Here is a 25,342-nt window from a genome sequence, read left to right on the forward strand (position 1 = left end):
CGCTTTAATCGCTTCTCAAATCCAGCCATCCGGCCACGGCTCGCTCGGGTCCACATCCCCAGCTTGAATCACGCCCAAGCCACCGCATCAACACATTCTCAAACGGTCTCTTAGATGTAGGAATGTACTCCGCGCCGATAAGCGCTACCGAGCTGAACAGCAACGACCTGCTCGCGGCCGGCGAGAAAAAACGCAGCAAGCCCACTGCATCTTGAGCAAGACGCAGCCCGCGCTCTTGAGCGAGCGTCGGCTCGGCCTCCATCGAAATCACCGCGGCGGCATAGCCCTGGATCTCTTGTCTCAATTTCTGAAATAATTCTGTGACTTCCTCTTCCTGCTCCAGTCGAGGCGAGGGTGCGCTGGTCCGTAGATGCTTCATTACAGCGGCGGTAATCGGTTCGATGCGAACGGGGCCGAAGTCGAAACCCACTTCGACCTCCATATTGGCGATCGGTGCCCACACATCGACTGCCGTGACCTCCTTTTGTGCTGACGAGCTTAAGGCCACAGCGAACGCCGGCCCATCCGCCTCAAATCGCTTCCTGGACCAATCGATGAAGGCCTTTTCGACGAACTCACGGCTCAGGCTGGCGCGAGCCCAAGCCGATTTCATGACGGCATCGATCAGACCATCCAGGGAACTATAGTCGTTCGCCGACAGGCCATAGGATTTGCCTTCGTGGTGGATGAACATGAAGGCTGCCTCTCCGCTCGCCTCCTGGCCCCAAAACGTGATGGGCCCGATCAGATCGCGGTCTGTAATGGGGGTGGTTGGTCTTTCGGTCGGAAACTCCTGTGGCGTCTGTTGAAAATTAACTTCTCGAATCTTGCTTAGAAGATCCGAGGCAATTTGACTGAGCTTAGTGGTCTGCTGCGACGTGAATTCAAAGGGCTCGACGGCCGAGTCCGGCGTTTCGACCGGCACAGCGTACGCTGGCTGTTTGGTTGGGCTAATCGCCTGGAGTTGTGCCTGGAACTGGCCGAGCTCTTGAAGGTCTGACTGATGGTGAGCAACGAGAGTGGCATCCAACCATCCATGGAATTGATTGACGAGCGTCATGTACTCTTGAGCAAATTCGTGAAGGTCTAGATGTTCCCCAGCCTGCTCCAGGTAGGCACGCGCCACGGGCTTCCATTCCTTCCAATCTAGAAGCGAAGCTGTGTCATAGTGTACACCGGTTTCCATCGCGCCGGATCCGTCCGTCGCACCCGGATTAGCCATAAATTTCATAAACATGCTGGAGTTGGGTAGGCCTCTATGCAGCATGTAGTTGCGAAGGCCCTGGACAAACTGCGCGATAGGCGATTGCACGAAAGTCGCCGTCACCTGCTTTTCGTACGCCGCCAAAAGTTCGGTGCCTGCGTAGTGCTTCCTCATAAAGATCCGTGTGTGCTCGACGAGGGTCAAGGCGGATGAAACGAAGTTATGGACGTGGCGGTTGAGTTCGCGATGGGCTTGGACTCCGGCTTCGCGATTTTTCTCCATCATTAGGGCCATGCCCTGATCAGGATCCTTGACCCTCTGAGCCGCCTCTATGAGCTCAACGGCATTCATCTGAAATACGTTGAGCGAAAAGCTGCGTTGATAGGCGAGATTGAGATAGCGTGAGCCCACTGAGTCTGCGATCTGCCGCAAAAGAGCAGCCGTGCTCGGTTCTTCCATCGTGTTGTTCCCTCGTCGGCTCGCCTATAGGATGATCTCCATACCATTCAGAGCCAGCGCTGCCGTTCAACGCAAGGTCTGTTATCTGGAAGCGGGGTTAACCCCCGGAACGCCCGGCATGAGCGCATGGCGGTTCCAAGCATCATGCATGTGAACGGCAGCTTCTTGCTTACCGCTTCCATCAGCGGACATTCCGCTTCCCCCCCCATAGCGGGCACCAAACCGGGGTGCTGGACGACCGCCATTCGGCAATTTCACTCTCCAGTCAGCTTACGACCATGACGCTGTAGTTGTGGGCAGTCGCCTCTCATCATCAATGACGGTTACGCGAGAGGGCAGACTGTCTGACCATGCCCAGAAGACGAGGTTTCTGTCATTTTGTGTTGCTCCGGGAGCAAAGCTCGGGACGATGATGCCAGCCGCTCCGTCGGCCATGAGTGCCTTTGCCAGTTCCCATGAAGGCGGCGCCTTGCCCCGGTCAGCAAGGTCTTCCCAGGGACAGGCCAGGGTGGAGAGGCAAAAGCCCAGATCGTTAAGACTGGATTGATCGGTCAGATCGACGACGGGTTCGCTATCGACGTCATAGGCACAGATGGTCAGAGGTTGCGGCTTGAATGGAAAACCCTGCTGGGCTTCAAGCCAGGCCGTCTCCATCCGAAGTGAGGTGTAAAGGGCAGGTGTGCCGACCGGGTTGAAGCGTCCACCGTGGAGCGCCGCACCGTCGCCTGATAGCGGGGTGAAAGACCAGCGGGGATTATGAGCCCGGAATACCCGTCCGGTAAACCTCACGCGTAGCCGCCGGTGGCAATACGATCCAGGTAGCGTCGGACGGCATTGGCGCGTCCCTCCCGGACGAGCGCCTCGGCAGTCTGATCACCGAAGGAGGGCAGGGGTTGTGACCGGTACCATGCGAAAGCCTGTTGGGCTGAGCCCGCCCATGGTCGGACGCGATTGAGGATCTCGACCATGTCGCGCAGCCTCGCCTGAGTGGCTGGGCGGCCGAGGCGGGCACTTTTGGAGACGGCGTCACGCGACAGGCCCAGCGTGGCGGCCAATTCACCTCTCGTGATGTGCAGCATATTGCTCAGCCGTTCCGCCGCGATCAGCCCGGATGGATCGAAGGCGTCGGAGAGGAATGTGGTCTCGGACATGACGGCGTGCCTCATATATTGACCATGATATGGGATCATATATGAGGCAGATTGCCTATGACAAGGATTCCAGCTGGATATGCCCATGCGCTTTGGCATGGTGACTCTGTCATGCAGCGAGACGGGGTATCTCGCGGTCCACCAATCGCAAGTATCGTTGGTTGTCTTCCCCCGCAACCATCTGAACTTGCGATGCGAACGCATCACGAACCCCAGTCCGGAAACGGGCTGGGGTTTTCGTTTGTCCGCTCGACGCCATCATCAGGATCCCGGCCAAGTCGCCTCGCACATCAATCTGCAGTCCCTTGTCGGACGGCGTGAGGATAATCGCCTCGATCAGAGAGCGGATCACCTCCGCTGCCTCCTGGCGTTTCTCGTCCAGCTCGGAATGCAGCATGTCATGCAGACGCGCGAGCTGCCGGTGGTAGAATTCCGCCATCTGGGGATGGAGCAGGGGCGGGGGCGCTTCGGCAGTCGCAAGGAACTCTTTGAGTTCTGCCTTGCGGGCTTCGAGCTTCGATCCGCGTTCCTTGACCGTGTCGATCGAGATCGCTTCGGAAAGATAGAGGTCCATCAGCCGCTGGATGTCGCGCTCAACCCGCTTCAGTTCTGACTCGGCCGCGCCGATGTCGGCGGAAGCCTCCATGCGCAGCCGGTTCATCTCCGTGGTGAACGCCGTGCAGAATTCGGCGAACAGGTCCGGGTCCATGAGGTGGTGGCGCAGGGCGTCGAGGACACGCCGCTCCAGTTCCTCGCGGCGCATATTGGTCCGGTTGTCGCAGGTGCCCTTGTTGCGTGCCGTCGAGCAGCCGAGCAGGGCACCGGAGATCATGGAATAGCCGCCACCACAGCAGCCGCACTTGCTGAGTCCGGAGAAGAGATAGCGGGGGCGGCGTTTCTCGCGGAAATGGTCGGGCGATGACGTGTCACGTGTGTCGCGGCTGGCGCTGACGCTCGCCTGTCGTGCCTTGACCGCCTCCCACAGTTCCTGGTCGACGATCCGCAGTTCCGGCACCTCCTGGATCACCCATTCGGATTCCGGATTGGGACGGGCCTGGCGTTTGCCGGTGTCGGGATCCTTGATGAAACGCTGGCGGTTCCAGACCAGCCTGCCCACGTACATCTCATTATTGAGGATACCCGTGCCGCGTAGCCGGTTGCCATTGATGGTCGAGAAGCCCCACGCACCACTGCCTGGTGCCGGGATACCCTCGTCATTGAGGCGGAAGGCGATGGCGCGCGGTCCCAGCCCAGCCGCGAAGTCACGGAAGATGCGGCGGACCACCTCCGCCTCTTGCGGGTTGATGGTCCGGTCGCCCCGGAGCGGTTCGCCGTTGGCGTCGAGCTTGCGTACGACATCATAACCATAGGCATTGCCGCCGCCGGACTTGCCCTGTTCGACCCGGCCGCGCAGGCCGCGATGGGTCTTCTCGGCCAGGTCTTTCAGGAACAGGGCGTTCATGGTGCCCTTGAGGCCAACATGCAGATGCGACACCTCGCCCTCGGAGAGGGTGACGATCCGCACACCGGCATAGTTCATGCGCTTGAAGACGCCGGCTATGTCCTCCTGGTCGCGGGACAGACGGTCCATGGCTTCGGCCAGCACGATCGCAAAGCGCCCGCGCTGTGCATCGGCGATCAGCGCCTGGATGCCTGGCCGCATCAGGGACGCGCCCGAGATGGCGTGGTCGGTGTATTCCTCGACGATGGTCCAGCCCTGCTTCTCCGCGTGGGTGCGGCAGATGCGAAGCTGGTCGGCGATCGAGGCGTCGCGCTGGTTGTCGGAGGAATAGCGGGCGTAGAGCGCGACCTTCATGACGAGGCATCCCTTACGGTCCGGAGCGGGGGCGCTGCTCCTGTTGCTGCGACCGGAACCAGTCCCGTGCCGCACGACCGGCCATGAGGCGGACAAGCGCTACAAGGCGCGGGTCGGGGGCATTGGGCCGCAGGATGAGCCGCAACTCGGGCTCGGGTGGCCGATACGCCGGGGCAATGGACTGGCTGGGTCTGTCCGTCATCGTTGCTCTCTTCCGACCGCATGGCAAGGAAAACAGACACACGATCCGGACAGATAACTGTTATTTCAATGGAAAATGGCAATGCGAGAAAGCGTTGTCCTGAGTGCTCCAGCGTACGGAATCGTAGTTATGGGTAGTCCCGGATACAGGCGCGTCGTACAAATACTGGCTTACGGCGGCGGCACGAGAGGGGAGGGCGAGTCATGACCGAGACGGGAGTGCCGTTCTTCCGGCAGGCCGGATGAGCGGACGCGCCACCGACTCTTCGCCCACGGAATCGCTGGCGGGACTGGTCGAGCGGGTGACGTTCCACAACGCCGAGAACGGCTTCTGTGTCCTGCGCGTGAAGGTGCGGGGCCAGCGCGATCTGGTCACTGTCGTCGGCCATGCCGCGATGATTTCGGCAGGCGAATTCGTGCAGATGTCGGGCCGCTGGTTCAACGACCACACCCATGGCCTCCAGTTCAAGGCGGAGTTCCTCAAGGCCAGCCCGCCGACCACGGTCGAGGGCATCGAACGCTATCTCGGTTCGGGCATGATCCGGGGCATTGGTCCCGTCTATGCCAAAAAGCTGGTGAAAGCGTTCGGCGAGGCGGTGTTCGACCTGATCGAACAGGAACCTGGACGCCTGCGGGAGGTGACGGGCATCGGTCCCAAGCGTGCCGAACGGATTGTCGGTGGCTGGGCGGATCAGAAGGTGATCCGCGAGATCATGCTGTTCCTGCACAGCAACGGCGTCGGCACCTCGCGGGCGGTGCGGATCTTCAAGACCTACGGGCAGGACGCGGTCAAACTGATCAGCGAGAACCCCTACCGGCTCGCGAAGGACATCCGGGGGATCGGCTTCAAGACCGCCGACCAGATTGCCCGGAAGATGGGGATCGCGCCTGACGCCATGATCCGGGTGAGGGCAGGGATCTCCTACGCGCTCGGCGAGGCCATGGACGAGGGGCATTGCGGTCTGCCGGTCGGGGAACTGCTGACCAGCACGGCCGAACTGCTGGAGGTCGGTGCCCCTCTGATCGAGACAGCCCTCGCGCTGGAACTGGAGGCGGGCGACGTGGTCGCCGACAGCGTGGGCGAGACGGGATGCATTTTCCTTGCTGGTCTCTATCGCGCGGAGCAGAGCATTGCGGAGCGGTTGCGCGCCTGCGCCGTGGGCCGGCCGCCCTGGCCCGAGATCGATGCTGACAAGGCCATGACCTGGGTGGAAACGAAGACCGGGCTTGCGCTGGCACCCAGCCAGCAGGGAGCAGTGCGTCTTGCCCTGCATAGCAAGGTGCTGGTGATCACAGGTGGCCCCGGCGTGGGCAAGACCACGCTGGTCAACGCCATCCTGAAAATCGTGGTGGCCAAGGGCACGGATGTTCAACTCTGCGCGCCAACGGGACGGGCGGCGAAGCGCCTGTCGGAAAGCACAGGGCTGGAAGGCAAAACGATCCATCGGCTGCTGGAGACGGATCCGGCCAATAATAGTTTCAAACGGGACGACACCAACCCGCTGACCTGCGATCTGCTGGTCGTGGACGAGGCCAGCATGGTGGACGTGCTGCTGATGCGCTCTCTTTTGCGCGCGTTGCCCGACAGCGCAGCCCTGCTGATCGTGGGTGACGTGGACCAGTTGCCGTCGGTCGGGCCGGGGCAGGTGCTGGCCGACATCATTGGCTCCGGTGCTGTCCCTGTGGTGCGGCTGACCGAGGTGTTCCGCCAGGCGGCACAGAGCCGGATCATCACCAATGCGCACCGGATCAACGAGGGCAGGATGCCCGAACTGAGCGCGGAAGAGGGATCGGATTTCTATTTCGTCGAAGCGGCCGAGCCCGAGGTCGGGCTGCGCAAACTGCTGGCGGTGGTGAGGGATCGTATTCCGGCGCGGTTCGGGCTAGACCCGGTCCGCGACGTGCAGGTGCTCTGCCCGATGAACCGGGGTGGGCTTGGGGCGCGATCGCTGAATATCGAATTGCAGCAGGCGCTGAACCCGCCAGGCGAGGTGAAGGTCGAGCGGTTTGGCTGGACCTATGGTCCGGGTGACAAGGTGATGCAGATCGCCAATGACTATGACCGGGACGTCTTCAACGGGGATCTCGGCGTTATCGACAGGATCGATATCGAAGAAGGCGAACTGACCGTTTCATTCGATGGACGGGAGGTCGTCTATGGCTTCGGAGAACTGGATGAACTGGTGCTCGCCTACGCGACGACCATCCACAAGAGCCAGGGATCGGAATATCCGGCGGTGGTCATCCCGCTGGTGACGCAGCATTACGCCATGCTGGCGCGGAACCTGCTCTACACCGGCGTCACACGGGGGCGGAAGCTTGTCGTGCTGGTCGGGCAGAAGAAGGCGCTGGCTATCGCTGTGCGGAACCAGGGCGGGAGGCGGCGGTGGTCGAAGCTGAAGGAGTGGCTGGTGCAAAGTGGCGCGTGATGCGAGCCATCATCAATGTTGGCTTCCGCCCTCATGTCGTACCTTATGTCAGAACAGATAGTTGCCGTGGCGGAAGAATAATGTCTATTGCTGGAAGGGACTTGCGATCATTCCCGGGACAGATCATGTTCTCTTGGCTAAGGCGTATCTTCAGCGGGTCCGAAGTTCCGGTTGCTGCTAATATCGTGGTCAAGGAAGAGGCTACCGCCTCATCTCTCGCATCGGTAAAAAAAACCAAAATATCGACCGCCAGCGCGATCGCTGGAACGGCGCAGTTTGATGCTATGCCTCAGACAAATCTCCCGAAACTGGGCGCCACCGCTCTGTCGTCACCACTACCAGCACAGCAGGCCCCTACACCTATGGACGTGCCGCCTGCTGCGCACATGCAGTTCCCGCGCAGCCAATGCATGATCGGCAACGACGATGCGGAATTTGTACCATATGGACAATCCCGGAGCCGCAAGAAAGACGACGCAGGCTGGGTACCTCCCGGCGTAAGCGTCACGGTTCACGGCTTCGAGATCACCAGCGGCATGGTCTATGTCGGCAACTTCTTGACCGCAGCCCCAGCCGGAGGCTGGAACGCCGACACCCCGGCGGCCTGCCTTATCCGACCATCGCTCAAAGTTGCGTCCGGGCCTCCGCAGACGAACTCGGATCTAGGCTATTGGCCCTCCTACACCGATATCACTCCCAATCAGCGATTGACTTACTTGCATTGGCTGGCGAGCGGGAAATCCGACACGGGCTACCCATTGGGCTATCCCTTTCTTTACTTCTATGGGCTTGAGCGCCGCTTGGTGGCCGATACTCCCTCGACTACCGAAGAGGCGTTATTGGTGGCCGAAGTGGAACGTCTGCGTAGCCTCTTCGGAAATAACGGCTCTTTTGCAAGCTACAGCACCGAGCTTCTCAATTTCATCCAGATGCGAAGAGCCTTGACTGATACGCAAGGGCTGGAAACATGGAAGCCGGATCTCTCCGCTCTGGGAGATGGCATGTCCCCGTTACTTCGGGTCAAATTGAGCCTGCATGCGCTACGAGGCATTCCGCTCGACTTCGACCTCGCTATGGCAGGCATTCTGTCTTTGCCCCCTCACCTAAGCGGCTTATGGACACGCATCGCAATGACACGAGCGCGTCCGGAGTTCATTGAACTTACACGCCACCGATTCAACCAGAAATATCCTCATGGTTTCCGTCTCAGGGACAAAAAAGATAGCCGTCTTGCCCTGACCTATCGGTCAGCAAGTCAGTATCTCCATGCCTCGGTCATGTTTGATGGCCTCGATCGTCTTCCAGATCCGACGCAATTGACCTGGACCAAAATGACCAAGCTTTGCGAAGGTGCTCGCGAGGATTTGACCCCATTTGCCAAGGTCGCGGGCAAGGAGCGCGAACGTGCCGACAGTGTGGCAGCCGCTTTGATGTTGCCTCCCGAGCTTGGGGAAGGTGAAGCCGTTCGTGCATTCAGAACTTGGCTGAACGGCCTGCCGCGACCGGTTGCCGACGTGCCGCTCAAAGAGCTCGGTCTGCGATGCTTCGGTGCTGGCAAGCAGGCCGCTGGCCTTCGGCAGACGCGCGACATGTCAGCCATGCTGATGCGATTAGGCTACGGCATGGAGCCGGACCCGACCCATGGCGGTGACAAGCCGAGCGCGGACGTGATGTTATTCTACGCCAGCGATGCCAAAGGCGTCATAATACCGCTCAGTGCCAACTTCCACACCGCCGCCCTGATCATGGCCGCCATCGGCCCGATTGCAAAGAATCTGACCTTGGGCACAAACTTGGTCGAGGATCTCACCATACGCCTGCGGCTCACCCCGCATGAGACGGCTCGGCTCACGGCCCGCCTGCGGCTGCTTCCAGAGCGTTTGCCAACGCCTGGCCGCCTCAAAGCCATCGCAGGCACTATAGAGCCTGCGCAACGAAGCACCGTTGCCGCGCTGGCAGTCTCGGCCGTCGCGACGATAGGCGAGATCAACCGAAGCATGATGGTGGCCTTGGAGCGGCTCTATGAAGCCTTCAGCCTGGACCGACGTGAACTCTACGCTGCCTTGCACCGGGGAGCGGCTGCGACGGCATCCTATGCCTCGGAACCGGTCATGGTCGAGGACGGCAAGCCGCAGGGGCGCGGCCACCGGATTCCGTCACCTCCTTCGAAAGCGAAATCACAGGACGGTATCGCCATTGATATGGTCAAGGTCGGCGCCATCCTGCGCGAGACCAAGGAGGTCGAGGAAATCCTGGCGCCAATCTATGAGGACGAGGTTCCTGAAATTCCGATTTCCGCAGCCGCTGTTTGCGCTTCGGGACAGGAAACGAGCTTCGCCGGACTTGGCGCCGAGCAGGCCCGTTTACTTGAGGTACTGGTCAGCCAGTCGGAATGGACACGCTCCGGATTCGAGGTCAAGGCGCACGAACTCGGGTTGATGCCGGATGGCGCGCTCGAAGCCATCAACGAGTGGGCCTATGATACTTTCGATGAAGAACTTATCGAGGACGGTGACCCTTTGATCATCAATATGGCGCTCCTCGCCGACGCGCCGGGAGCAGCACCATGACCAAACTTAGCATCGCAGTCTCCGACGGCGCGCGCGCTGCGGAGAAAATCAAGCCCAAGGACCGCGATAGTGTCATTCAGGCACTCCGCGCAGGCGTCGTGCCGCGATCCGGTGTCCAACTCGTTCAAGTCGGCCGCGCGGGTGAGGTCAACCAGGTGGTGCTGGACGTCAAGCGCATCGCGGACAAGGGCTCGGCGGTCCGCTTCATCATCGGCGACTATGGAGCGGGCAAGACCTTCTTCCTCAATTTGGCGCGCTCGATCGCCATGCAGAGCAAGCTGGTCGTGGTCTATGCCGATCTGTCTCCGGATCGCCGTCTGCACGCCAGCGGCGGCCAGGCCCGCAGTCTCTACGCAGAGCTTATGCGCAACATGGCGACCCGCACCAAGCAGGATGGCGGGGCGCTGGCCAGCGTGGTCGAACGATTCATCATGGAGGCTCAGTCTGCGGCGAAGGAGTCGGGCCGGAAGGTCGGAGATGTCATCCAGGAGCGGCTGCTCCCCATTCAGGAACTCGTTTCCGGCTACGACTTTGCAACCGTCATTGAATGCTACTGGCGGGCCTTCGAAGAAGGTAGCGAGAGCGGTAAGGCAGCAGCACTTCGCTGGCTCCGCGGCGAGTACACGCTCAAGACTGAGGCCCGCGAGGCGCTCGGCGTACGCTCTATCATCGACGATGCCTCGGTTTACGACTACCTGAAGGTCATGAGCCGCTTCGTGACCCTGGCAGGCTATTCTGGCTTCCTGGTCATGCTCGATGAGTGCGTGAACCTTTTCAAGCTGGTCAGTGCTCAATCGCGCAATGCCAACTACGAGCAGATTCTCCGTATCGTGAATGACGTGCTCCAGGGCTCGGCAGAGTCTCTCGGCGTTTACTTCGGCGGCACGCCCGAATTCCTGATGGACAGCCGCCGGGGGCTTTACTCTTACGAGGCGCTGCGGTCCCGCTTGGCCGAGAACAGCTTCGCCCGCAATGGCCTGGTCGATCTCTCCGGTCCAGTTATCCGGCTTCAGAGCCTAACGCCCGAAGATCTCTACATACTGCTTGGCAAGTTGCGGCATGTCTTCGCCTATGGCGACCAAGACCGTTACCTAGTGCCGGACGAAGTTTTCAAAGCCTTTATGACCCACTGCAACCAGAAGATCGGCGAGGCTTATTTCCGGACACCCCGCAACACCATTAAGGCTTTCCTCGACCTGCTCGCTATCCTGGAACAGAACCCGCAGGCTAAGTGGCAGGAACTGGTGAATCAGGCCGAGATCGCGCCCGACGCGTCCCCGGCGGGCGGAGATATTGTCGATGACGGCCATCGGGGTTCGCCGCTTGCGACATCCGCTTCGACGGCCGACTCCGCTCATGATTCGCCCGGCGACGATCTGGCGGATTTCAAGCTTTGAGCGACGCGCCGTCCGACCCGTCCGGGCAAGTCTCCGGCGACGGTGCGTCGACGGCCTTCGATCTGTTGCACGAGGGAGTCCGGCGCTGGATCTGGCGTCAGGGCTGGACAGAACTTCGTGATATCCAGGAACGATCCATCCCGGTCCTGCTGGAAGGACAGCGAGACCTCATCATCGCGGCTGGGACGGCAAGCGGAAAGACCGAGGCGGCCTTCCTGCCGATTGTTTCGCGGCTGGCCGTGGATGAACGTAAGTATGGTGCCGGGTTCGAGGCCATTTACATCAGCCCTCTGCGCGCGCTCATCAACGACCAGTTCGGTCGGATGGAGACCCTCTGCGAAGAGGTCGAGATCCCAGTCTGGAAGTGGCACGGTGACGTGGCCGGCAGCGTCAAGGAAAGGGCGCGCAAGCGGCCGCAAGGCATCCTGCTGACCACGCCGGAAAGCCTGGAGGCCATCCTCGTTCGCCGGGGAAACGAGGCTGCGCGGCTGTTCGCTGCCCTCGGCTATATGGTGATTGACGAGATGCATGCCTTCATGGATGCGGAGCGCGGACGCCAGCTTCAATCTCTGCTCAATCGTATCGAGATCGCTGCCGGACATCCGGTGGTTCGGGTGGGACTCTCGGCCACTCTGGCCGACATGAGGACGTCAGCTGCTTTCCTGCGGCCACCGAACCCGGATGGTGTAGAGATACTGGAATCCACGATGGGCAGCCAAGCCCTGAGACTCCAGGTTCGCGGCTACATCCAGCCGCGTCTGAAGCTAAGTGGAGAAAGTTCAGATGAGGGCGAGGTGCCCGAGAACACGGCGGACATGGAGATTGCGAGACATCTCTTCGACACTCTGCGGGGACACCGGAGTCTGATCTTCGCAGGCTCGCGACGGAATGTTGAACTCTACACCGTAAGGCTATGTGGACTCTGCGAGGCATTGGGCGTGCCGGAGGAGTTCTTCGCTCATCACGGCAGCTTGTCGCGTGAGCATCGTGAAGAGGCCGAACGGCGACTAAAAGAGGAGGATCGGCCAGGTTCTATTGTCGCTACCACGACCCTCGAACTGGGCATCGACGTTGGCCACATCGATTCCGTAAGCCAAATCGGGCCAGGGCACACTGTCTCAGGCATGCGTCAGCGGCTGGGACGTTCCGGTCGCCGTGCCGGACAGTCCTCAGTGATGCGGGTCTACACCACCGAGATGGCGATCGACGAGCGCATCCATCCCGTCGACGCCATGCGGCCGAGCACAGTGCAGGCCATCGCCATGCTCAACCTGATGCTCAGGCGCTGGAATGAGCCGTCGCAAGTCGGGCGGCTGCATCTCTCCACGCTGATGCAGCAAATCCTGGCGCTGATCGCCCAACATGGCGGTCTGACGGTCAAACAGGGCTGGAACCGCTTGATCGAGAGCCGGGTGTTCCCCGAAATCGATCAGGCTCTCTACATCGACGTGCTGCGGCGAATGAAGCACCCGGAGGTTAAGCTTATTGAGCAGGCCCCCGACGGGACACTTTTGCCTGGCGAAGAAGGTGAGCGGGTCATCAATGACCGTGGATTCTACGCCGTATTCATGACGCCTGACGAGTTCAAGGTCGTCACGGATCGCGGACGCAGCCTAGGCACCTTGCCGGTCGATAACCCTGTGATGCCGGAGCAACTCATCATCTTCGCCGGACGTCGGTGGCGGGTGCTCGAGATCGACAACCAGCGCCGGGAGATCCTGGTCACACGAGCGTACGGCGGCGTGCCGCCCAAATTTGGCGGCGAGGGCCTGCCCCCGGCCGATGAAGTCGTGGCCGAGATGCGCCGGGTTTACGAGGACATCGCCGTTCCCCGCTTTCTCGACAAGGTGGCGCTCGAGCTTCTCACGGAGGCTCGGGAGATGTTCGATCATCTTGGGCTGCGGCATGCCAGCCTGCGCCGCCATGAGGACGAACTCCTGCTTTTCCCCTGGGTCGGCAACCGGGCGCAACTGGCCCTGGTGCTGGCGCTCGCCTCTCACGGCGTAACGGCCAATTCGGAAGGCATCGCGGTCACTGTTCCGGCTAAGGACGAGGGTAAGTTGATTGCTGCTCTGAGAGCTCTCGCAGCAGGACCTGGGCCTGACGCGGTAGTCCTGGCTAGATTGGTGCCAGACATGAAGCGAGCGAAGTACGACACCTATTTAGGGGATGAATTGCTGGCGCGTTGTTACGCCAGCGAGCATATCGACGCCGCACGCGTGCCGATCATTGCGGATGACCTACTTTTGCGGTTACCGACCGGCGCAACGCCGGTTCACGAAGTCAAAATGACCCTTCAATGATTCGGCGCTGATCGAACCTGTCGAAAAGGTGGATCGCCCAAAAATTGGTATGATGTCCGCTTTCAAATATCTCTGATGAAAGGCGGACAGACTATTCCCCCGGCCTATTGCGGCATGGTTTCATGAGACGGCCTCCAGCGATTTTTGTCCGATCCATTCTTCGGAGGAGATATCGGGAAATGTCTCGGCGGCACGCGCGAAGACCCCGGAACCTCGCCATTCGTCGTGATTCCCGACAATATAGAGCACACGTTTCGCTCGGGTCGCTGCGACATTGAGCAGATTCGGCGTTCCGCCGGCCCATGTCCGTGATCCAGGCCGCGCGCCACGTCCAGCCCCCAGCATGAGGATGACAGCTTCGGCCTCCTTGCCCTGGAAGGTGTGAACCGTGCCGACGTGACGTTCGATCCAGTCCTCTCGATCAGTCTGGTTCAATGCGGGCAAGACGCCTGGCGTTTGGGTTAGCAGTCGCCGCAGACGCATCGCCGGCACACGGAAGGGGGAAATGACGTAGAGATCCGGCCCCTTGGGCTGGATACGGCAGAGTTCGGCGATCGCGGTGGCGATAAGCTGTCCTTCTGCCTCGACCCACTTGCCGCTGGAGGGAGCTTCCACATCGATCCACGAGCTTGGACCCAGCCGTTCGCGAATGGTCGATCGTCCTGCTCCCGTGGCATGGACCATGCGTCCGGCATAGGCGATCCGATTGGCGAGATCGAACATCGGCCTCTCGCAACGGCGATGCACAAGCAGGGGCATGCCAGTATCCCGGGTCATCGGCCCTCCAGAGACTGGATTTTCAATCGGGAAACGCCCTTGGATTATGCTTGCGCGGTCGGCCAGAACCTGCGCCGAGACCTCCGGCGCCGCCCAGGGCTCCGCGAGCAGATCGTTGCCCTGGAAGATCAGGGCCGTCGTATGTTCCGGTGTGGTTACCACCGGTTCGATTTGAAGCGGATCGCCGATCACCACGGCGCGTCGGGCGCGCCAGAGGGCGCCGACCGCCTGTTGTGGCGCGGCCTGACCTGCCTCATCGATTAGCAGCCAGCCGATCGACGCATCCATGAAGGTATGGAACATCCGGCCGATCGACGCGAAGGTCGTGGAGACAACGGGCACCAGCAGGAAGAAATAACCCCAGTCCTGCGCGCTCGCATTTGCCGAGCCGTTGACGACCGTGTTCAGCGCTCGCTTGAGGGGTTGGGCACCAGCAACTACAAAGGCATGATGCAGGCGAATCGCTGCCACGAATAGCTCGTCGCGCGCTTGGCGAAATCGCCCGCCATTCCACGGGCTACCTTTCTGGAACAGGTCGTCCGGTTGCGACCAGAAGCCTGGGCCAGGGAAGCAGTCGCCAAGCTCTCGCCGTCCATCTTCCAGTTGCTGCCCGAACCGTGCCGCCTCGGCCAGCAGCGTTTCCAGATGTGCTTCCGCTTCGGCATGTCTTTCACCCAGCCGTTTATCTTCGGCGATCGCGAATTCGAGCCGCGCTCTGGCATCGCGTGTCGTCCGTTGCGCTTCATCCAGTCGCGCAACCTGCTCGCGGATCCCGCTTTCATGCGCCTGCCACGCCTGGGTGCGCAGCATTTTCGACAGAAATGAGGGCCGAACGGAGGTCAGGGCGGTAAGTTTTGTAGCCTCGAGCCCTTCGAGCCGATCGGCCTCACTTACCTGGTTTTTTGCTCCTATTACTGCGCGCGATGCGGCCTCGTGATCTTGTCGGAGCTGCTCGCGCATCTCGCTAGCCCGTGGTAGTTCCGTCTCCGCTTTGCGCAAGGCATCTCCCGCCTGCGACAGCGTAACTAGCTCGCCCCGCAGCCTTCGGCTACGGTCGCGAGCCTGACGGAACGCGTCCCTGGCTTCCCGCCATTGTGCCATAGCTTCGGGATTTCTTGGTGGTGGATCGAGTTCCGCCAGCTTGCCAGGTTTGCGCTCCCTGAGATGCTGTGCGTTCGGCCAAGCGGCGCGATTGAGCCAGTCGTTCAGGCCCCATTCCTCGTTCCACCAGACACGGTCGAAGAATTGATGTCGGTTTTTTGCCCGGCCCAGTCGGGCCGCGATCAGGCCCCAGGCCCGTTTCGCAGGTTCGGCGTCCTGCTTCAGACCGAGCAGATAGGTGGCGGTATGCCCGAAATGATCGAGGCCTTCATCCCGCCAGACAGATTCGTCGAGCGCTTTCTCGCGGACGGGCAGTTCGAGGCTGATATTCTCGACGGCGGCGTTGTTGCTGCTGGCGACGACGATGGCAAAATCCATCAGGTCGAGATCCCCGACACCATCGGCAGGAGACTCGATATCGGCCAGCTTTTCGGCACGTGCGACCATCACCTGTGCAACCAGATCGCGCAGCAGGGTTGTTTTCCCCGTGCCGGGAGGTCCGTTGATGGCGGCAAGACCTTCCGTCGCGAGATCACGGGTGACAGCGTTGACGGCTGCTTGTTGCAGGAGGGTAAGAGGATGCAGGCCGGGGCCAGGCCAGCGGCCGAGGGGAAAGAGTTCGGGCGAAAGGAGGGCCGCCAGTTGCGCGCGATCGGTGAGCGCGTCCCAAGGCGCGGCAGGCGGATTCAGGCCGAGATAGGCGGCGAGGGCAGGAGGGAGAGTATCCGCGTCTCGTAGGGCGCGACCGAGGTCTGGCAGGTAGAAGCTGGAGAGCAGGTCGCCATTCGGCGCGTTAACTTTCTCGCTCTCGATCACGCACGGAACGGGGATCCAGAGATCCTTCGGCACAGACAGCGCCTCCGCGAGTTCATTGGCGACGCCATGCAGATCCGTCCAGGTCAGGGAGCGCGGCTTACCGCCAGACCCTGGTGGGGTGAGGAGGTCGGTAAAACGAGACTGCAGATCCTCTGCTTCACGGTCCCATTCCGCCAGCCCGGCAGGACTGCCGCCGCCGAGAATGTGGCCCACACCCCAGGAAAAACTGGCGATGGCCAGCGTGTCGGGCACCATGATACCCCATTCGTCGAGCACAACACTGGCGGCGATCACGTTGCCCTTCTTGGTGGATCGGTCGGTCTTGTCTTCCTCGTCAGGGTCGTTTTCGCCAATGGCGGTATTCAGGCGCTCGAAGGATGCTCGCGTAGGCATGGCACCGAGAATGACGTTGTACCAGCGCCGTTTAACACGCTCCTTTTTCGAGGTTTGTGATTCCGGCGGCTTCTTCGGATCACTCTCGACGGAGGCGATTGGCGGCTTCGGAGGGGGATCGGGCAGGATAGGCCAAGGCGTGGAGTCGTCCGGCCGAGGCGGGTGCCAGAGGTCCGGACCGTCGGTCGCGTCGGTTCTCCGGTTCCTGACGCGGCCTTCGCGATCCGCAGCCACGTCGTTCCAGCCGGACTCCCGCGTGGCTTGAGGGGTCAGGACTTCCAGCGCGATCCAAGAGCGCAGGACACGGCGGACGGTATCTGGTGTGACGGACATGGCTGCATCTTCACCCCCGTAACGCAATGAAACAAGTCACATATGGCTGTCGAGGGACGCCGGTCAGGCAACCTGGATTGCATTCGAAATCGATCGAGAAAGAAAAAGAGCTAATGGCTCCGCCCCCGCGCCGGCAAGGATGCGCGCTGTGGGCGCCGTCCGGGCCGGTATCCCCAATCTTCCTGCGCTGCGCTTCGTGCAGATTGGGCGATCCCCCTCCGGCCCGGCCGCCCTTGCCGTTGCTACCCCGCTGCTCGCCGCGAGGCAGAGGAACAGCGGGGGCTGTTCCTCGCGGAACAAAGGGCAAAGACCATGACCGGCAACACCAACACGGCGACCGATTTCCGCAATACCATCCTCAACGGCGACAGCGTGCAGCTTATGCGCGCACTATCCCGTAATTCGGTGGATTTCGTCCTGACAGACCCGCCTTACCTGGTGAACTATCAGGGCAGGGACGGGCGGAAGGTTCGCAACGACGACAATGCGCGCTGGCTCCGGCCTGCGTTCAACCAGATGCACCGTGTTCTGAAATGGGGTGGCTTTGCCGTTTCGTTCTATGGCTGGAACCGGATTGATTTATTCGCTGATGCCTGGAAGGCGGCCGGGTTCCGTATGGTCGGGCATATCGTCTTTCGCAAGTCTTATTCATCCTCTTCCCGGTTTCTCCGGTATGAACACGAAAGCGCCTACCTGCTGGCCAAGGGGAACGTGACACCCCCGGCAAGCCCCATCCCCGACGTGATCGACATGCCCTATAGCGGCAACAAACTGCACCCGACCCAGAAGCCGGTGGCGGCACTCCTGTCCCTGGTGGAAACCTTTTGCCCGGTAGGTGGTCTGGTTCTGGACCCGTTCGCGGGTTCGGGTTCGTCGCTGATCGCGGCGCAGCATCTTGGGCGCGACTGGCTGGGCATGGAACTGGACCCGGATCATGCCGCGACGGCAACCCGCCGGCTGGCTTGGCACGGGGCAGGGAGGGCGGCGGCGTAAGCCGCCCCTTTCTTCATCTTACCGGACAGTCGGGCGACCGGAAAATCGCGCCGGTCCCGATGGACCGGCAGCGGGAACGTGCCGATGCCCGGCGCGTGAGGCGCTCGCCGGCAGGGCCGGCTCGCATTTTTTTCGTCTGCTTTGTCTATTGTTTTTGAAGAACGGTGACCGTCACGACCTGATGAGGAGTAAAGCCAAGCGACTGATACAATGCGATGGCAGCTTTATTGTCTGAATAAGTGTGGAGGAAAGGCGTCTCACCTCTATCCAGAATGCGCTGGGCGACAATACGCATGAGAAATCCGGCGTATCCGCGTCCTCGATAGTGAGGGTGAGTGCATACGCCGCTGACCTCCGTAAAATTTCCTGGTTTCATGCGTTCTCCGGCCATAGCGACCAGACGTCCCGCTTCGCGAATACCGACAAAACCACCTAATTGCCATGTGTCTGCCAAGAAGGGACCGGGGACGGTGAGCATCGCGAGATCTCGCATTCCAACGGCGTCGTCTGCCCCTAGATCAAAGAAAGAAAAATCGTGCTCACTATCAGACACCTGCGATGCCACCATCTGTAGGCATTCGGCAGCTTTCATGACTTTCAGGCCAGGCGGGGTGGGAAAGCTTTCTTTTTCCACGAGCCAGATTTCTTCATCCGGAGAAAGCAATTCCCCAAATGCCCGAAGATCAACGTCTCCAGTTCCGGCGGACGCGCCGAACGGAGTAATCGTCCTCTGGTAGCACAATGCATGACTATTACCGACAGAGAGTGAGCTTTGCCGTCCGGTCAGAGCATGCCAGACGGGGCGATTCAGAACATCTAACGGAGATGAGGCGCGCGTGCGGGTTAACAAATGCCGAACTGAAGTCAGTGCCTGCGCGAGTGTCTGCTGCTCAGTCTCATTCAACTGTAACAGGGTAGCCTCAATGACATCGTGCTGTCTTTGATCGACGTTTTCGAAAACGATACGTCCCTTGGTCGTCAGTTTCATGGGGCGCGAACGACCATCTTCCGATGATCGTTCGCGTGCTAACCATCCTTCATTCTCGAACCGACGTATTATGCGGCTCAGATACCCGCGATCCAGTGCCAGGACATCCTGCAGGACATTGGCCTGAACGGGTTCACGGTTTGCGATTTCCAGTAGAAGACGGGCTTCCGTCAGCGTCATGTCGCTGCCCAGAAAGCGTGAATCGAGCGCCCCGACATATCGCATGTAAAAGCGGTTGAAATCACGAACCGCCGCTATCGCCTGTTTCATATTCATCCATCCTGGCATATAGTTGCCCGAAGCAACTATATGCCGAGCCGGGAGACAATGCACGTGTTTTGAGCGGAAAGAGTCCACTCCATGGCGAACGGATCCTGTTGGAAGGTGCCGGGTATTCTGCGCCACGCACGGGGCGTCCAAGTTTTGCCGATCTCCGTAGGGCTCCTCTGCTGAAGAAATAAAAAACATCCGTAGAAGAGAGAGTGTATCGTCACTTCTTGAAGTAAATTTCATTCAACCTGATGCAATTCGTGTCATGTCTTGAACTTTTCGCCTACAAATTGCATGGTATTCGGAACATAATATTTGTCTGATGGTTATCCTGGCGACGGATACTGTTTGACCTGTATCCTGTCTGGAAACGGAGTCCTTCCTGACACCCTGCACCCCTGTCACGGAACACGGCGGACTGACCTATCTCTCCACAGGGCTGACTATGCCGCACACCATGGCCTCTCGATATGGCCGATCTGCCCGAGACCGGCTTCGCTTCGCCCGGCTGTGGCGCAACGGCGTCCCGCAACTTTCTTCCCCTGGGCTGCGCCCATTCCGCGCGGAGCAAGAAAGTTCCGTCCCGCCGTCCTCCGCATTGCTCCGGCCTGCACGCAGGTGCGCCGCCGATCGTCTCCGGGCTGTCGATGGCCATCGAGGCCACGGTGGTCGCGGCCCGATACAGCGAGGAGACAGGACAATGATCATCGGTTCATTCAAGAAGGTCGGCGAGCGCTACGAAGGCGAGATCGTCACCCTGACACAGAAAATCCGGGGTATCCGCTTCGTGCCCGAAGCCAACCGGGCCAGCGACAATGTTCCCAACTTCCGGGTCCAGATCGGAAAACTGGAAGCCGGGGCGGCCTGGATCAAGCACACCACGGACTGGCGCGAATATCTCAGCGTGAAGCTGGACGATCCGACCCTTCCCGGTCCGATCTTCGCCAGCCTCTTTGAAGAGGAAGGTGGCGCCTACAACCTGGTCTGGAGCCGCCAGCGTCCGCGCAACGGGGACTGACCGCCCACACTGGCCCTTCCCGGCTCAGCCGGGAAGGGCTTTCCTCATCGCCAGGCGGCCTATCGCTCATCACTGTCTGGCGTCACGGTCGCGGCGACATGAGTTTCGTCCAGCAGCACGGCCGGCCGCACGCCCAGCGCCTGTGACGCATGCCACAGCGAGAGTAACGTCGCGTTCTGGCGCCCGGTCTCGATCCAGCTGATATAGGCGCGGTCGACACCCATCCGTTCCGCCAGGGCTTCCTGGCTGAGACCGGCGGCGCGTCGCAGGCGCCTCACGTTCGCGCCGAAAAGTCCTCGGATGTCCATCCGCAGGATAGGAACGATTTGTGTATTATCGCGCTACGTATTATAATACACGGACGGTTTCTCTCCCGCCGGAGTGATGTGCCGCGCGCATCACGTAATGCCGGAAAAACCGACATTTCCCGCCCGCGTGGCCTGAATCTTCCTCCCTCCTCCAAATAATCCCTATCTGGTCAAAGATTTTCGGGATCACCTCCCTGAGTCTTCGGGACTACCCGTTTCGGCTTCGCACCGGATACTGGGTCGAATCCGTGATATATTGGGGAGGGGGAACGTGCCGACAATCCGGCCGTGGGATGCCGCGCCCCTTCGTCGCGCCTACGCCGGGCTCGATCCTGCCGGCCTCGCCCAGGAATGGCTGCGACATAATCCGGCCTATCGACGCGAGCATGCAGCAATTATTCGGATGGGCAAGATTGACGCCGAGGCATGGCGCGCCTTCGCCCGCCGCTGGGGGTTGCGTTTTCCCTGTCGATCCTGATCTCCCCGCCTGGCTTGCTCCCGCGTTCTGGGATCCGGACATCGCGCCGGAGGTCGCCGTGCGTGGCGACGGGGGGGACATCCTGTCCCGTCTCGCGCCATACGCGCGGGCACGACATGACGGTCCCGATGGCATCCATCTTGTGCTGGACGGCGTAGCGGGTCCGCTGCGCATCGTCATTGTCGTCGATCGGCAGTCTGTTGTGGTGGGAACCTGGTTCGTCATCGATGACGGCCATCTCGGCATCCGTCTGGCTTGCGTTGCGCGCTTAGGCCGCCTGCTTGCCGGCCAGGCGCCCGGTCCTCTTCCCTCCACCTTGCGCCTGAGTTCCCAGCAGAAACTGCGCCAGATCCGCATGCTCTGCATCGCGGAAGGCCGGCGCATGGGTGTGGCGACACGCCGGATCGCGGCCGGTCTTTACGGCGAGCGTATCCTGCACCTGTCCCGCAATGAATGGCGTGCCAGCTCATGGCACCGGGCTTTCTATCGCGATCTCGACGGCGCCGCGTTCTACCTGAACGGCGGTCACGTCGCCCTCCTTCACGGGTTGAAGCAGGGGGGTGACAGTCTTGCGGCCTGAACTTTGTCATCCCTCCCCACAGCCCATTCTCCGGCAGCGTCCTCCCATGAGCCGCGACATTCCGCACGCGGCCCGATCCACCGGGAGGAACACCCCATGCGTGTCCAGCCGACACTGCCACCGCGCTACCTGCGCACCCCGGACGCGGCCAATTTCGTTGGCCTGTCCATCCGCACCCTCGAAAAACACCGGAGTTGTGGCACCGGTCCGCTCTACCGCCAGCTTGGCGGCCGGATCGTCTATGCCGTGGAAGACCTCTGCGCCTGGGCCGATCTGAACGTCCGGCTGTCCACAGGTGACGGTGGCGGCATCCCGATGCCGTCCGACCCCCGCGCCTATATCATCCGCTTGCAGGCGAAGGCCCGCAAGGCGCAGCGGAGTGCCGGACGATGATGCCGGCCGCCGATAGCTGGCGTCAATCCGACCGCCGCTTTGTGGTCACAGGGTCGGCACGGCCCCGCGACATCCGCGACCTGATGGATCGTCCGTTCTTCGCGTTGGGGAAAACGCCACGTCAAGAGCCGATCCATCACCGGTGCGGCTACAGCGAGGTTCACGTCGTGTCCTCCGGCGATGGCGGGCTGGCGACACTCATGGATGCCGATGTGCTGCTCTGGCTTGCCGGCCAGCTCAGGGGCGCGCTGAACGAGGGGCAATGGATATCCCGCCATGTGCGCTTCACGCCCTGGCAGCTGTTTCAGGATCTTGGTTGGGACGCGGGCGCGCATCAGTATCGCCGCCTGCGTGGCGCGCTGGCCCGTCTCGCCGCCACGACAGTGGTCACGAATATCCGCAATGGTCTGGACTGGCGGGACCGACCGTTCGCCTGGGTCAGTGATGTCCGTATCTCCCGCAACGTTGGCGTCGCTTTGACCCTGCCGGACTGGTTCCTCGCCGCCGTCAGCGAACCGACGCGCGTGCTGACCGTGCATCCGACCTATTTCCACATGGGGAGTGGGATTGGACGTTGGCTCTACCGGTTCGTCCGCCGACGCGTCGGACGACAGAAAGGACGGTGGCTGTTCGATTTCACCGAATTGCACGGGCGTTCCGGCACCCTGATGCAACGATATGACTTCGTGCTCGCGCTGGGAAAGATCGTTCGGGCGCAATCGCTTCCGGGATACCATCTTTCGACCTGTCTGCGACATGGCACCGACTATCTGCGGATCCAAGCAACGACGCCGTCCACAGGATCTGTGGAGAAGCCTGTGGAATCACTCGTTGCCACAACGGTGGAAAAACACGTTGGAACAGATACGGTTGTATCGTTGGGTCGTTCAAAAAACCACTATGTAAACCATTGTTCCAGAAGAAAATACGAGAGCCGTAACTTCTTAACTTATAAGTACAATACTCTATGTAGTAGTTCTGGTGGTATTTTCCGCGACAATTCTGACCCGGCTGGACAGGTCAAAAAAGAGGCTCGGGAAGCGGTCGTAGATCGCGGGGCGGGTGTCCCATGACCGCGCGTTCTTTCCGATCGCAGGGCGACGCGCTCACGACGGTCGAACTGACCTGGATCGAGAAGCGCATCGAGCACTGGATTCGTTTCGGGCATCCCGTCGAGGATCGCATTCTCGACCGCAGGCGCAGGCTGATGAGTTTCTCGCCGGACAGCGTGTTCGCCTTCATCCGCTGGGCCGCGAACGATTTCGGCACCGTGGTGTCCTGCATCGACATCGTGCGGGCCGTTGGGGCTCAGGAAGCTTGCCAGACGGTGCCATTCGTGCGGCCCGGTGGCGAGAGCCTGCTGCGGCAGAGCGGCTGGCCAAAGGTGCGTCGGGTGCTGGAGGCCATCGACGGCGTGGAGGCGCTGGGAATTGATCCTGCGGCCGCCTGTCCCGATCATTGGCGTCACCTGCATCATCGCCTCACGGCGGCGCAGGAGCCTCGCCCTTACACGCAGGAGCGCCATGAGGCATGGCTGCGCAGGAGGGCCATGTTATGACCCGGCGCGCCTGGTTTTTCGCCACGCATTTCGCCGTGCTCGGCGTCGGTGCCTCGCTGGCGTTTCATCCCGCGCCACGCTGGGTCTGGAACGAGACAGCCAGCGTTCCGGTGGGCCTATATCGGATCCAGTCCACCACACCCGTCCGTGTCGGCGACATTGTCGCCATCCGCCTGCCGGAGCACGAGGCGATGCTGCTGGCGGCGCGCGGCTATCTGCCGTTCGGCGTGCCGCTGCTCAAGCCTGTGGCAGCACTGGCGGGGCAGAGTGTCTGTCGCATCGGCGTCCACGTCACCATCGACGGTAAGGCGGCCGGCGACGCGAAGACCGTCGATCATCGTGGCCGTCCGCTGCCGGTCTGGCAGGGCTGCCAACGCCTCGGGTCGGGGCAGGTGTTTGTCATGAACGCTGCCGTGCCGACCAGTCTGGACGGGCGGTATTTCGGCATCCTGCCGATGGACACCGTCATCGGCCGCGCCGTGCCGGTGCATGTCCGTACGGGAGAGGCTGAGCCACCGCCGCCGCATTTCGATCCCCTTCCGGAACTCGGCGCTCCGATCCGGGAGCGACCGCCTCTGGCGCCGCCCATGCTGCCCATGAAGCCGGGTGAACCACCCATCCAATGATGGTCGCCCGGCCATTGAATTTTCTGTCACTCCCAGCCTGTCTGAAAGGATTTTTCCCATGAGCCAGATCGGATTTTTTACCCGCACCTCGGACGGTTTTGCCGGGCGCATGCGCACCCTATCGCTGGACGCCGAACTGACCTTCGTGCCAGCGGAAAACAATGGCGCGGAACATACGCCGGATTATCGCATCCATCTCGGTGAAGGCGATTCAGCATTGGAGATCGGTGCCGGGTGGAAACGCACTGGGGAACGTGCCGGCGAGTATGTTTCCGTGCTCCTGGACGATCCTGCCTTCATGCAGCCAATCCGCGCGACCCTGTTTCAGGCCGGGCGGGGCGGGCGTGAATGGCAACTGGTGTGGAACCGACCTGCGAAGCGTCCGGGAGGTCGGGAATGACGTGCCGGCTTTTCATGTCCGCCGGCGTGCTGACCGTGCTCGCGCTGCCGCTTTCGCCCGTCCCGGTCCAGGCGCAGGATTGGGACGATCTCGTGCGGAAAGCGGCGGAGCAAAACGCGATTCCGGTGACGTGGGTGCGAGCGGTCCTTCATGCTGAGAGTGCTGGCGATCCGCACGCGGTTTCCGGCGCCGGTGCGATGGGTCTGATGCAGCTCATGCCCAGCACATGGAAGGATGTCCGGCGCGCGCTGAATCTGGGGGCCGATCCCTTCGATCCGCACGACAATATCGCGGCCGGGGCAGCCTATCTGCGATGGTTGCACGACCGCTATGGCGATGCAGGATTTCTCGCTGCCTACAATGCCGGACCCGGTCGTTATGAAGATCATCTGGCGACTGGTCGGCTGCTTCCTGGTGAGACGGTATCCTATGTCGCGTCTGTCGCCCGGCTGATTGATGACCCGTCGGTCAGCGCGCATTTTTCCATCCCGTTTTCCATCGCTCCCGCGCGTGACTGGACTTCCGCTTCGCTCTTCATTTCCGGCAGCGAAAATGCGTTTCCATCGTCATCCAAAGGCATTTTTTTAAACCGATCCGGGCAGACGATTTTCACTCCGTCCACGCTCTTCGCGGGTCATGTCCGTAAAGCGCCGGGAGCGGGTTCGACGCAGGGGGCGGAGCAGGGGAAGTGAATCACGAAAACCCCGGAAAAAGACGGAAAAAGTTAGGGCTGGATAAAAGGCCGCACATCGCGGCTCGGTTGGGGTGGCTGTTTTCCGG

Annotated in this window: 23 protein-coding genes; 15 read left to right on the forward strand and 8 right to left on the reverse strand. The window is 61.1% G+C overall.

Annotated elements, in window-relative coordinates; all coding sequences use genetic code 11:
* Positions 1 to 4: 4 nt before the first annotated feature.
* From HLH35_RS16125 to HLH35_RS16145, 5 genes are all read right to left on the reverse strand, one after another.
* Positions 5 to 1,663: a hypothetical protein gene (locus HLH35_RS16125; protein WP_182980126.1), complete on the reverse strand. Its 1,659-nt coding sequence runs from the start codon at positions 1,661 to 1,663 to the stop codon at positions 5 to 7.
* Between the two features lie 270 nt (positions 1,664 to 1,933).
* The gene (locus HLH35_RS16130) at positions 1,934 to 2,452 is read right to left on the reverse strand and encodes an RES domain-containing protein (protein WP_182980127.1); all 519 of its coding nucleotides are present in this window, start codon (positions 2,450 to 2,452) and stop codon (positions 1,934 to 1,936) included.
* A complete protein-coding gene (locus HLH35_RS16135) occupies positions 2,449 to 2,814 on the reverse strand; it encodes an antitoxin Xre/MbcA/ParS toxin-binding domain-containing protein (RefSeq protein ID WP_182950660.1) in 366 nt (121 codons plus the stop codon). Before HLH35_RS16135 ends, HLH35_RS16130 begins: the two co-directional genes overlap by 4 nt.
* A gap of 109 nt (positions 2,815 to 2,923) precedes the next feature.
* The gene (locus tag HLH35_RS16140; protein ID WP_182980128.1) at positions 2,924 to 4,630 is read right to left on the reverse strand and encodes a recombinase family protein; all 1,707 of its coding nucleotides are present in this window, start codon (positions 4,628 to 4,630) and stop codon (positions 2,924 to 2,926) included.
* Between the two features lie 13 nt (positions 4,631 to 4,643).
* Positions 4,644 to 4,832 (reverse strand): hypothetical protein, encoded by a 189-nt coding sequence (locus HLH35_RS16145; RefSeq protein ID WP_182980129.1) that lies wholly within the window; start codon positions 4,830 to 4,832, stop codon positions 4,644 to 4,646.
* A gap of 241 nt (positions 4,833 to 5,073) precedes the next feature.
* Between HLH35_RS16145 and recD2 the strand changes: the two genes are divergently transcribed.
* From recD2 to HLH35_RS16165, 4 genes are read left to right on the forward strand one after another with little or no spacing between them, the layout of a single operon-like run.
* On the forward strand, positions 5,074 to 7,260 hold the full coding sequence (gene recD2, locus HLH35_RS16150) for an SF1B family DNA helicase RecD2 (RefSeq protein ID WP_182980130.1): 2,187 nt from the start codon (positions 5,074 to 5,076) through the stop codon (positions 7,258 to 7,260).
* Positions 7,218 to 9,830 carry a TerB N-terminal domain-containing protein gene (locus HLH35_RS16155; protein WP_338029376.1) on the forward strand — a complete coding sequence of 871 codons (2,613 nt, stop codon included), beginning with the start codon at positions 7,218 to 7,220 and terminating at the stop codon, positions 9,828 to 9,830. Before recD2 ends, HLH35_RS16155 begins: the two co-directional genes overlap by 43 nt.
* Entirely contained in the window at positions 9,827 to 11,227 is a 1,401-nt protein-coding gene (locus HLH35_RS16160; RefSeq protein WP_182980131.1) for an ATP-binding protein, read from the forward strand. The genes HLH35_RS16155 and HLH35_RS16160 overlap by 4 nt, the downstream gene beginning before the upstream one ends.
* Positions 11,224 to 13,530: a DEAD/DEAH box helicase gene (locus HLH35_RS16165; protein WP_182980132.1), complete on the forward strand. Its 2,307-nt coding sequence runs from the start codon at positions 11,224 to 11,226 to the stop codon at positions 13,528 to 13,530. Before HLH35_RS16160 ends, HLH35_RS16165 begins: the two co-directional genes overlap by 4 nt.
* 120 nt (positions 13,531 to 13,650) lie before the next feature.
* On the opposite strand, the gene HLH35_RS16170 is transcribed toward HLH35_RS16165, so the two are convergent.
* Positions 13,651 to 16,950: a DEAD/DEAH box helicase gene (locus tag HLH35_RS16170; RefSeq protein ID WP_182980133.1), complete on the reverse strand. Its 3,300-nt coding sequence runs from the start codon at positions 16,948 to 16,950 to the stop codon at positions 13,651 to 13,653.
* Between the two features lie 312 nt (positions 16,951 to 17,262).
* On the opposite strand from HLH35_RS16170, the gene HLH35_RS16175 reads away from it, so the two are divergent.
* Positions 17,263 to 17,943, forward strand: a complete 681-nt coding sequence (locus HLH35_RS16175; RefSeq protein ID WP_182980134.1) for a DNA methyltransferase — start codon at positions 17,263 to 17,265, stop codon at positions 17,941 to 17,943.
* A 145-nt stretch (positions 17,944 to 18,088) separates the two neighbouring features.
* Here the strand turns inward: HLH35_RS16175 and HLH35_RS16180 are convergent, their stop codons facing one another.
* The gene (locus tag HLH35_RS16180; RefSeq protein WP_182980135.1) at positions 18,089 to 19,201 is read right to left on the reverse strand and encodes a GNAT family N-acetyltransferase; all 1,113 of its coding nucleotides are present in this window, start codon (positions 19,199 to 19,201) and stop codon (positions 18,089 to 18,091) included.
* A gap of 470 nt (positions 19,202 to 19,671) precedes the next feature.
* On the opposite strand from HLH35_RS16180, the gene HLH35_RS16185 reads away from it, so the two are divergent.
* Together HLH35_RS16185 and HLH35_RS16190 are read left to right on the forward strand one after the other, a co-directional pair.
* Positions 19,672 to 19,905: a hypothetical protein gene (locus tag HLH35_RS16185; protein WP_182980136.1), complete on the forward strand. Its 234-nt coding sequence runs from the start codon at positions 19,672 to 19,674 to the stop codon at positions 19,903 to 19,905.
* Positions 19,902 to 20,219 carry a DUF736 domain-containing protein gene (locus HLH35_RS16190; RefSeq protein WP_182980137.1) on the forward strand — a complete coding sequence of 106 codons (318 nt, stop codon included), beginning with the start codon at positions 19,902 to 19,904 and terminating at the stop codon, positions 20,217 to 20,219. Before HLH35_RS16185 ends, HLH35_RS16190 begins: the two co-directional genes overlap by 4 nt.
* Positions 20,220 to 20,278: 59 nt before the next feature.
* On the opposite strand, the gene HLH35_RS16195 is transcribed toward HLH35_RS16190, so the two are convergent.
* Complete coding sequence (locus tag HLH35_RS16195) at positions 20,279 to 20,527, reverse strand: helix-turn-helix domain-containing protein (RefSeq protein WP_182980138.1); 249 nt, start codon at positions 20,525 to 20,527, stop codon at positions 20,279 to 20,281.
* A gap of 271 nt (positions 20,528 to 20,798) precedes the next feature.
* Between HLH35_RS16195 and HLH35_RS19785 the strand changes: the two genes are divergently transcribed.
* The 8 genes from HLH35_RS19785 (at position 20,799) to HLH35_RS16230 (ending at position 25,254) form a co-directional block, all read left to right on the forward strand.
* Positions 20,799 to 21,005 (forward strand): transcriptional regulator domain-containing protein, encoded by a 207-nt coding sequence (locus HLH35_RS19785; RefSeq protein ID WP_338029377.1) that lies wholly within the window; start codon positions 20,799 to 20,801, stop codon positions 21,003 to 21,005.
* A 58-nt stretch (positions 21,006 to 21,063) separates the two neighbouring features.
* On the forward strand, positions 21,064 to 21,585 hold the full coding sequence (locus tag HLH35_RS16200; RefSeq protein WP_338029378.1) for a DNA -binding domain-containing protein: 522 nt from the start codon (positions 21,064 to 21,066) through the stop codon (positions 21,583 to 21,585).
* 96 nt (positions 21,586 to 21,681) lie between these two features.
* Positions 21,682 to 21,978: a helix-turn-helix transcriptional regulator gene (locus HLH35_RS16205; protein ID WP_012553482.1), complete on the forward strand. Its 297-nt coding sequence runs from the start codon at positions 21,682 to 21,684 to the stop codon at positions 21,976 to 21,978.
* Complete coding sequence (locus HLH35_RS16210; protein ID WP_182980140.1) at positions 21,975 to 23,051, forward strand: replication initiator protein A; 1,077 nt, start codon at positions 21,975 to 21,977, stop codon at positions 23,049 to 23,051. Before HLH35_RS16205 ends, HLH35_RS16210 begins: the two co-directional genes overlap by 4 nt.
* A complete protein-coding gene (locus HLH35_RS16215; RefSeq protein ID WP_182980141.1) occupies positions 23,048 to 23,536 on the forward strand; it encodes a DUF2840 domain-containing protein in 489 nt (162 codons plus the stop codon). Before HLH35_RS16210 ends, HLH35_RS16215 begins: the two co-directional genes overlap by 4 nt.
* Complete coding sequence (locus HLH35_RS16220; RefSeq protein WP_182980142.1) at positions 23,533 to 24,162, forward strand: S26 family signal peptidase; 630 nt, start codon at positions 23,533 to 23,535, stop codon at positions 24,160 to 24,162. Before HLH35_RS16215 ends, HLH35_RS16220 begins: the two co-directional genes overlap by 4 nt.
* 58 nt (positions 24,163 to 24,220) lie before the next feature.
* The gene (locus HLH35_RS16225; protein ID WP_182980143.1) at positions 24,221 to 24,562 is read left to right on the forward strand and encodes a DUF736 domain-containing protein; all 342 of its coding nucleotides are present in this window, start codon (positions 24,221 to 24,223) and stop codon (positions 24,560 to 24,562) included.
* 14 nt (positions 24,563 to 24,576) lie between these two features.
* Positions 24,577 to 25,254: a lytic transglycosylase domain-containing protein gene (locus HLH35_RS16230; RefSeq protein ID WP_246385164.1), complete on the forward strand. Its 678-nt coding sequence runs from the start codon at positions 24,577 to 24,579 to the stop codon at positions 25,252 to 25,254.
* Positions 25,255 to 25,342: the final 88 nt, after the last annotated feature.

It is taken from the genome of Gluconacetobacter asukensis, from assembly GCF_014174375.1.
Lineage (GTDB): Bacteria > Pseudomonadota > Alphaproteobacteria > Acetobacterales > Acetobacteraceae > Gluconacetobacter > Gluconacetobacter asukensis.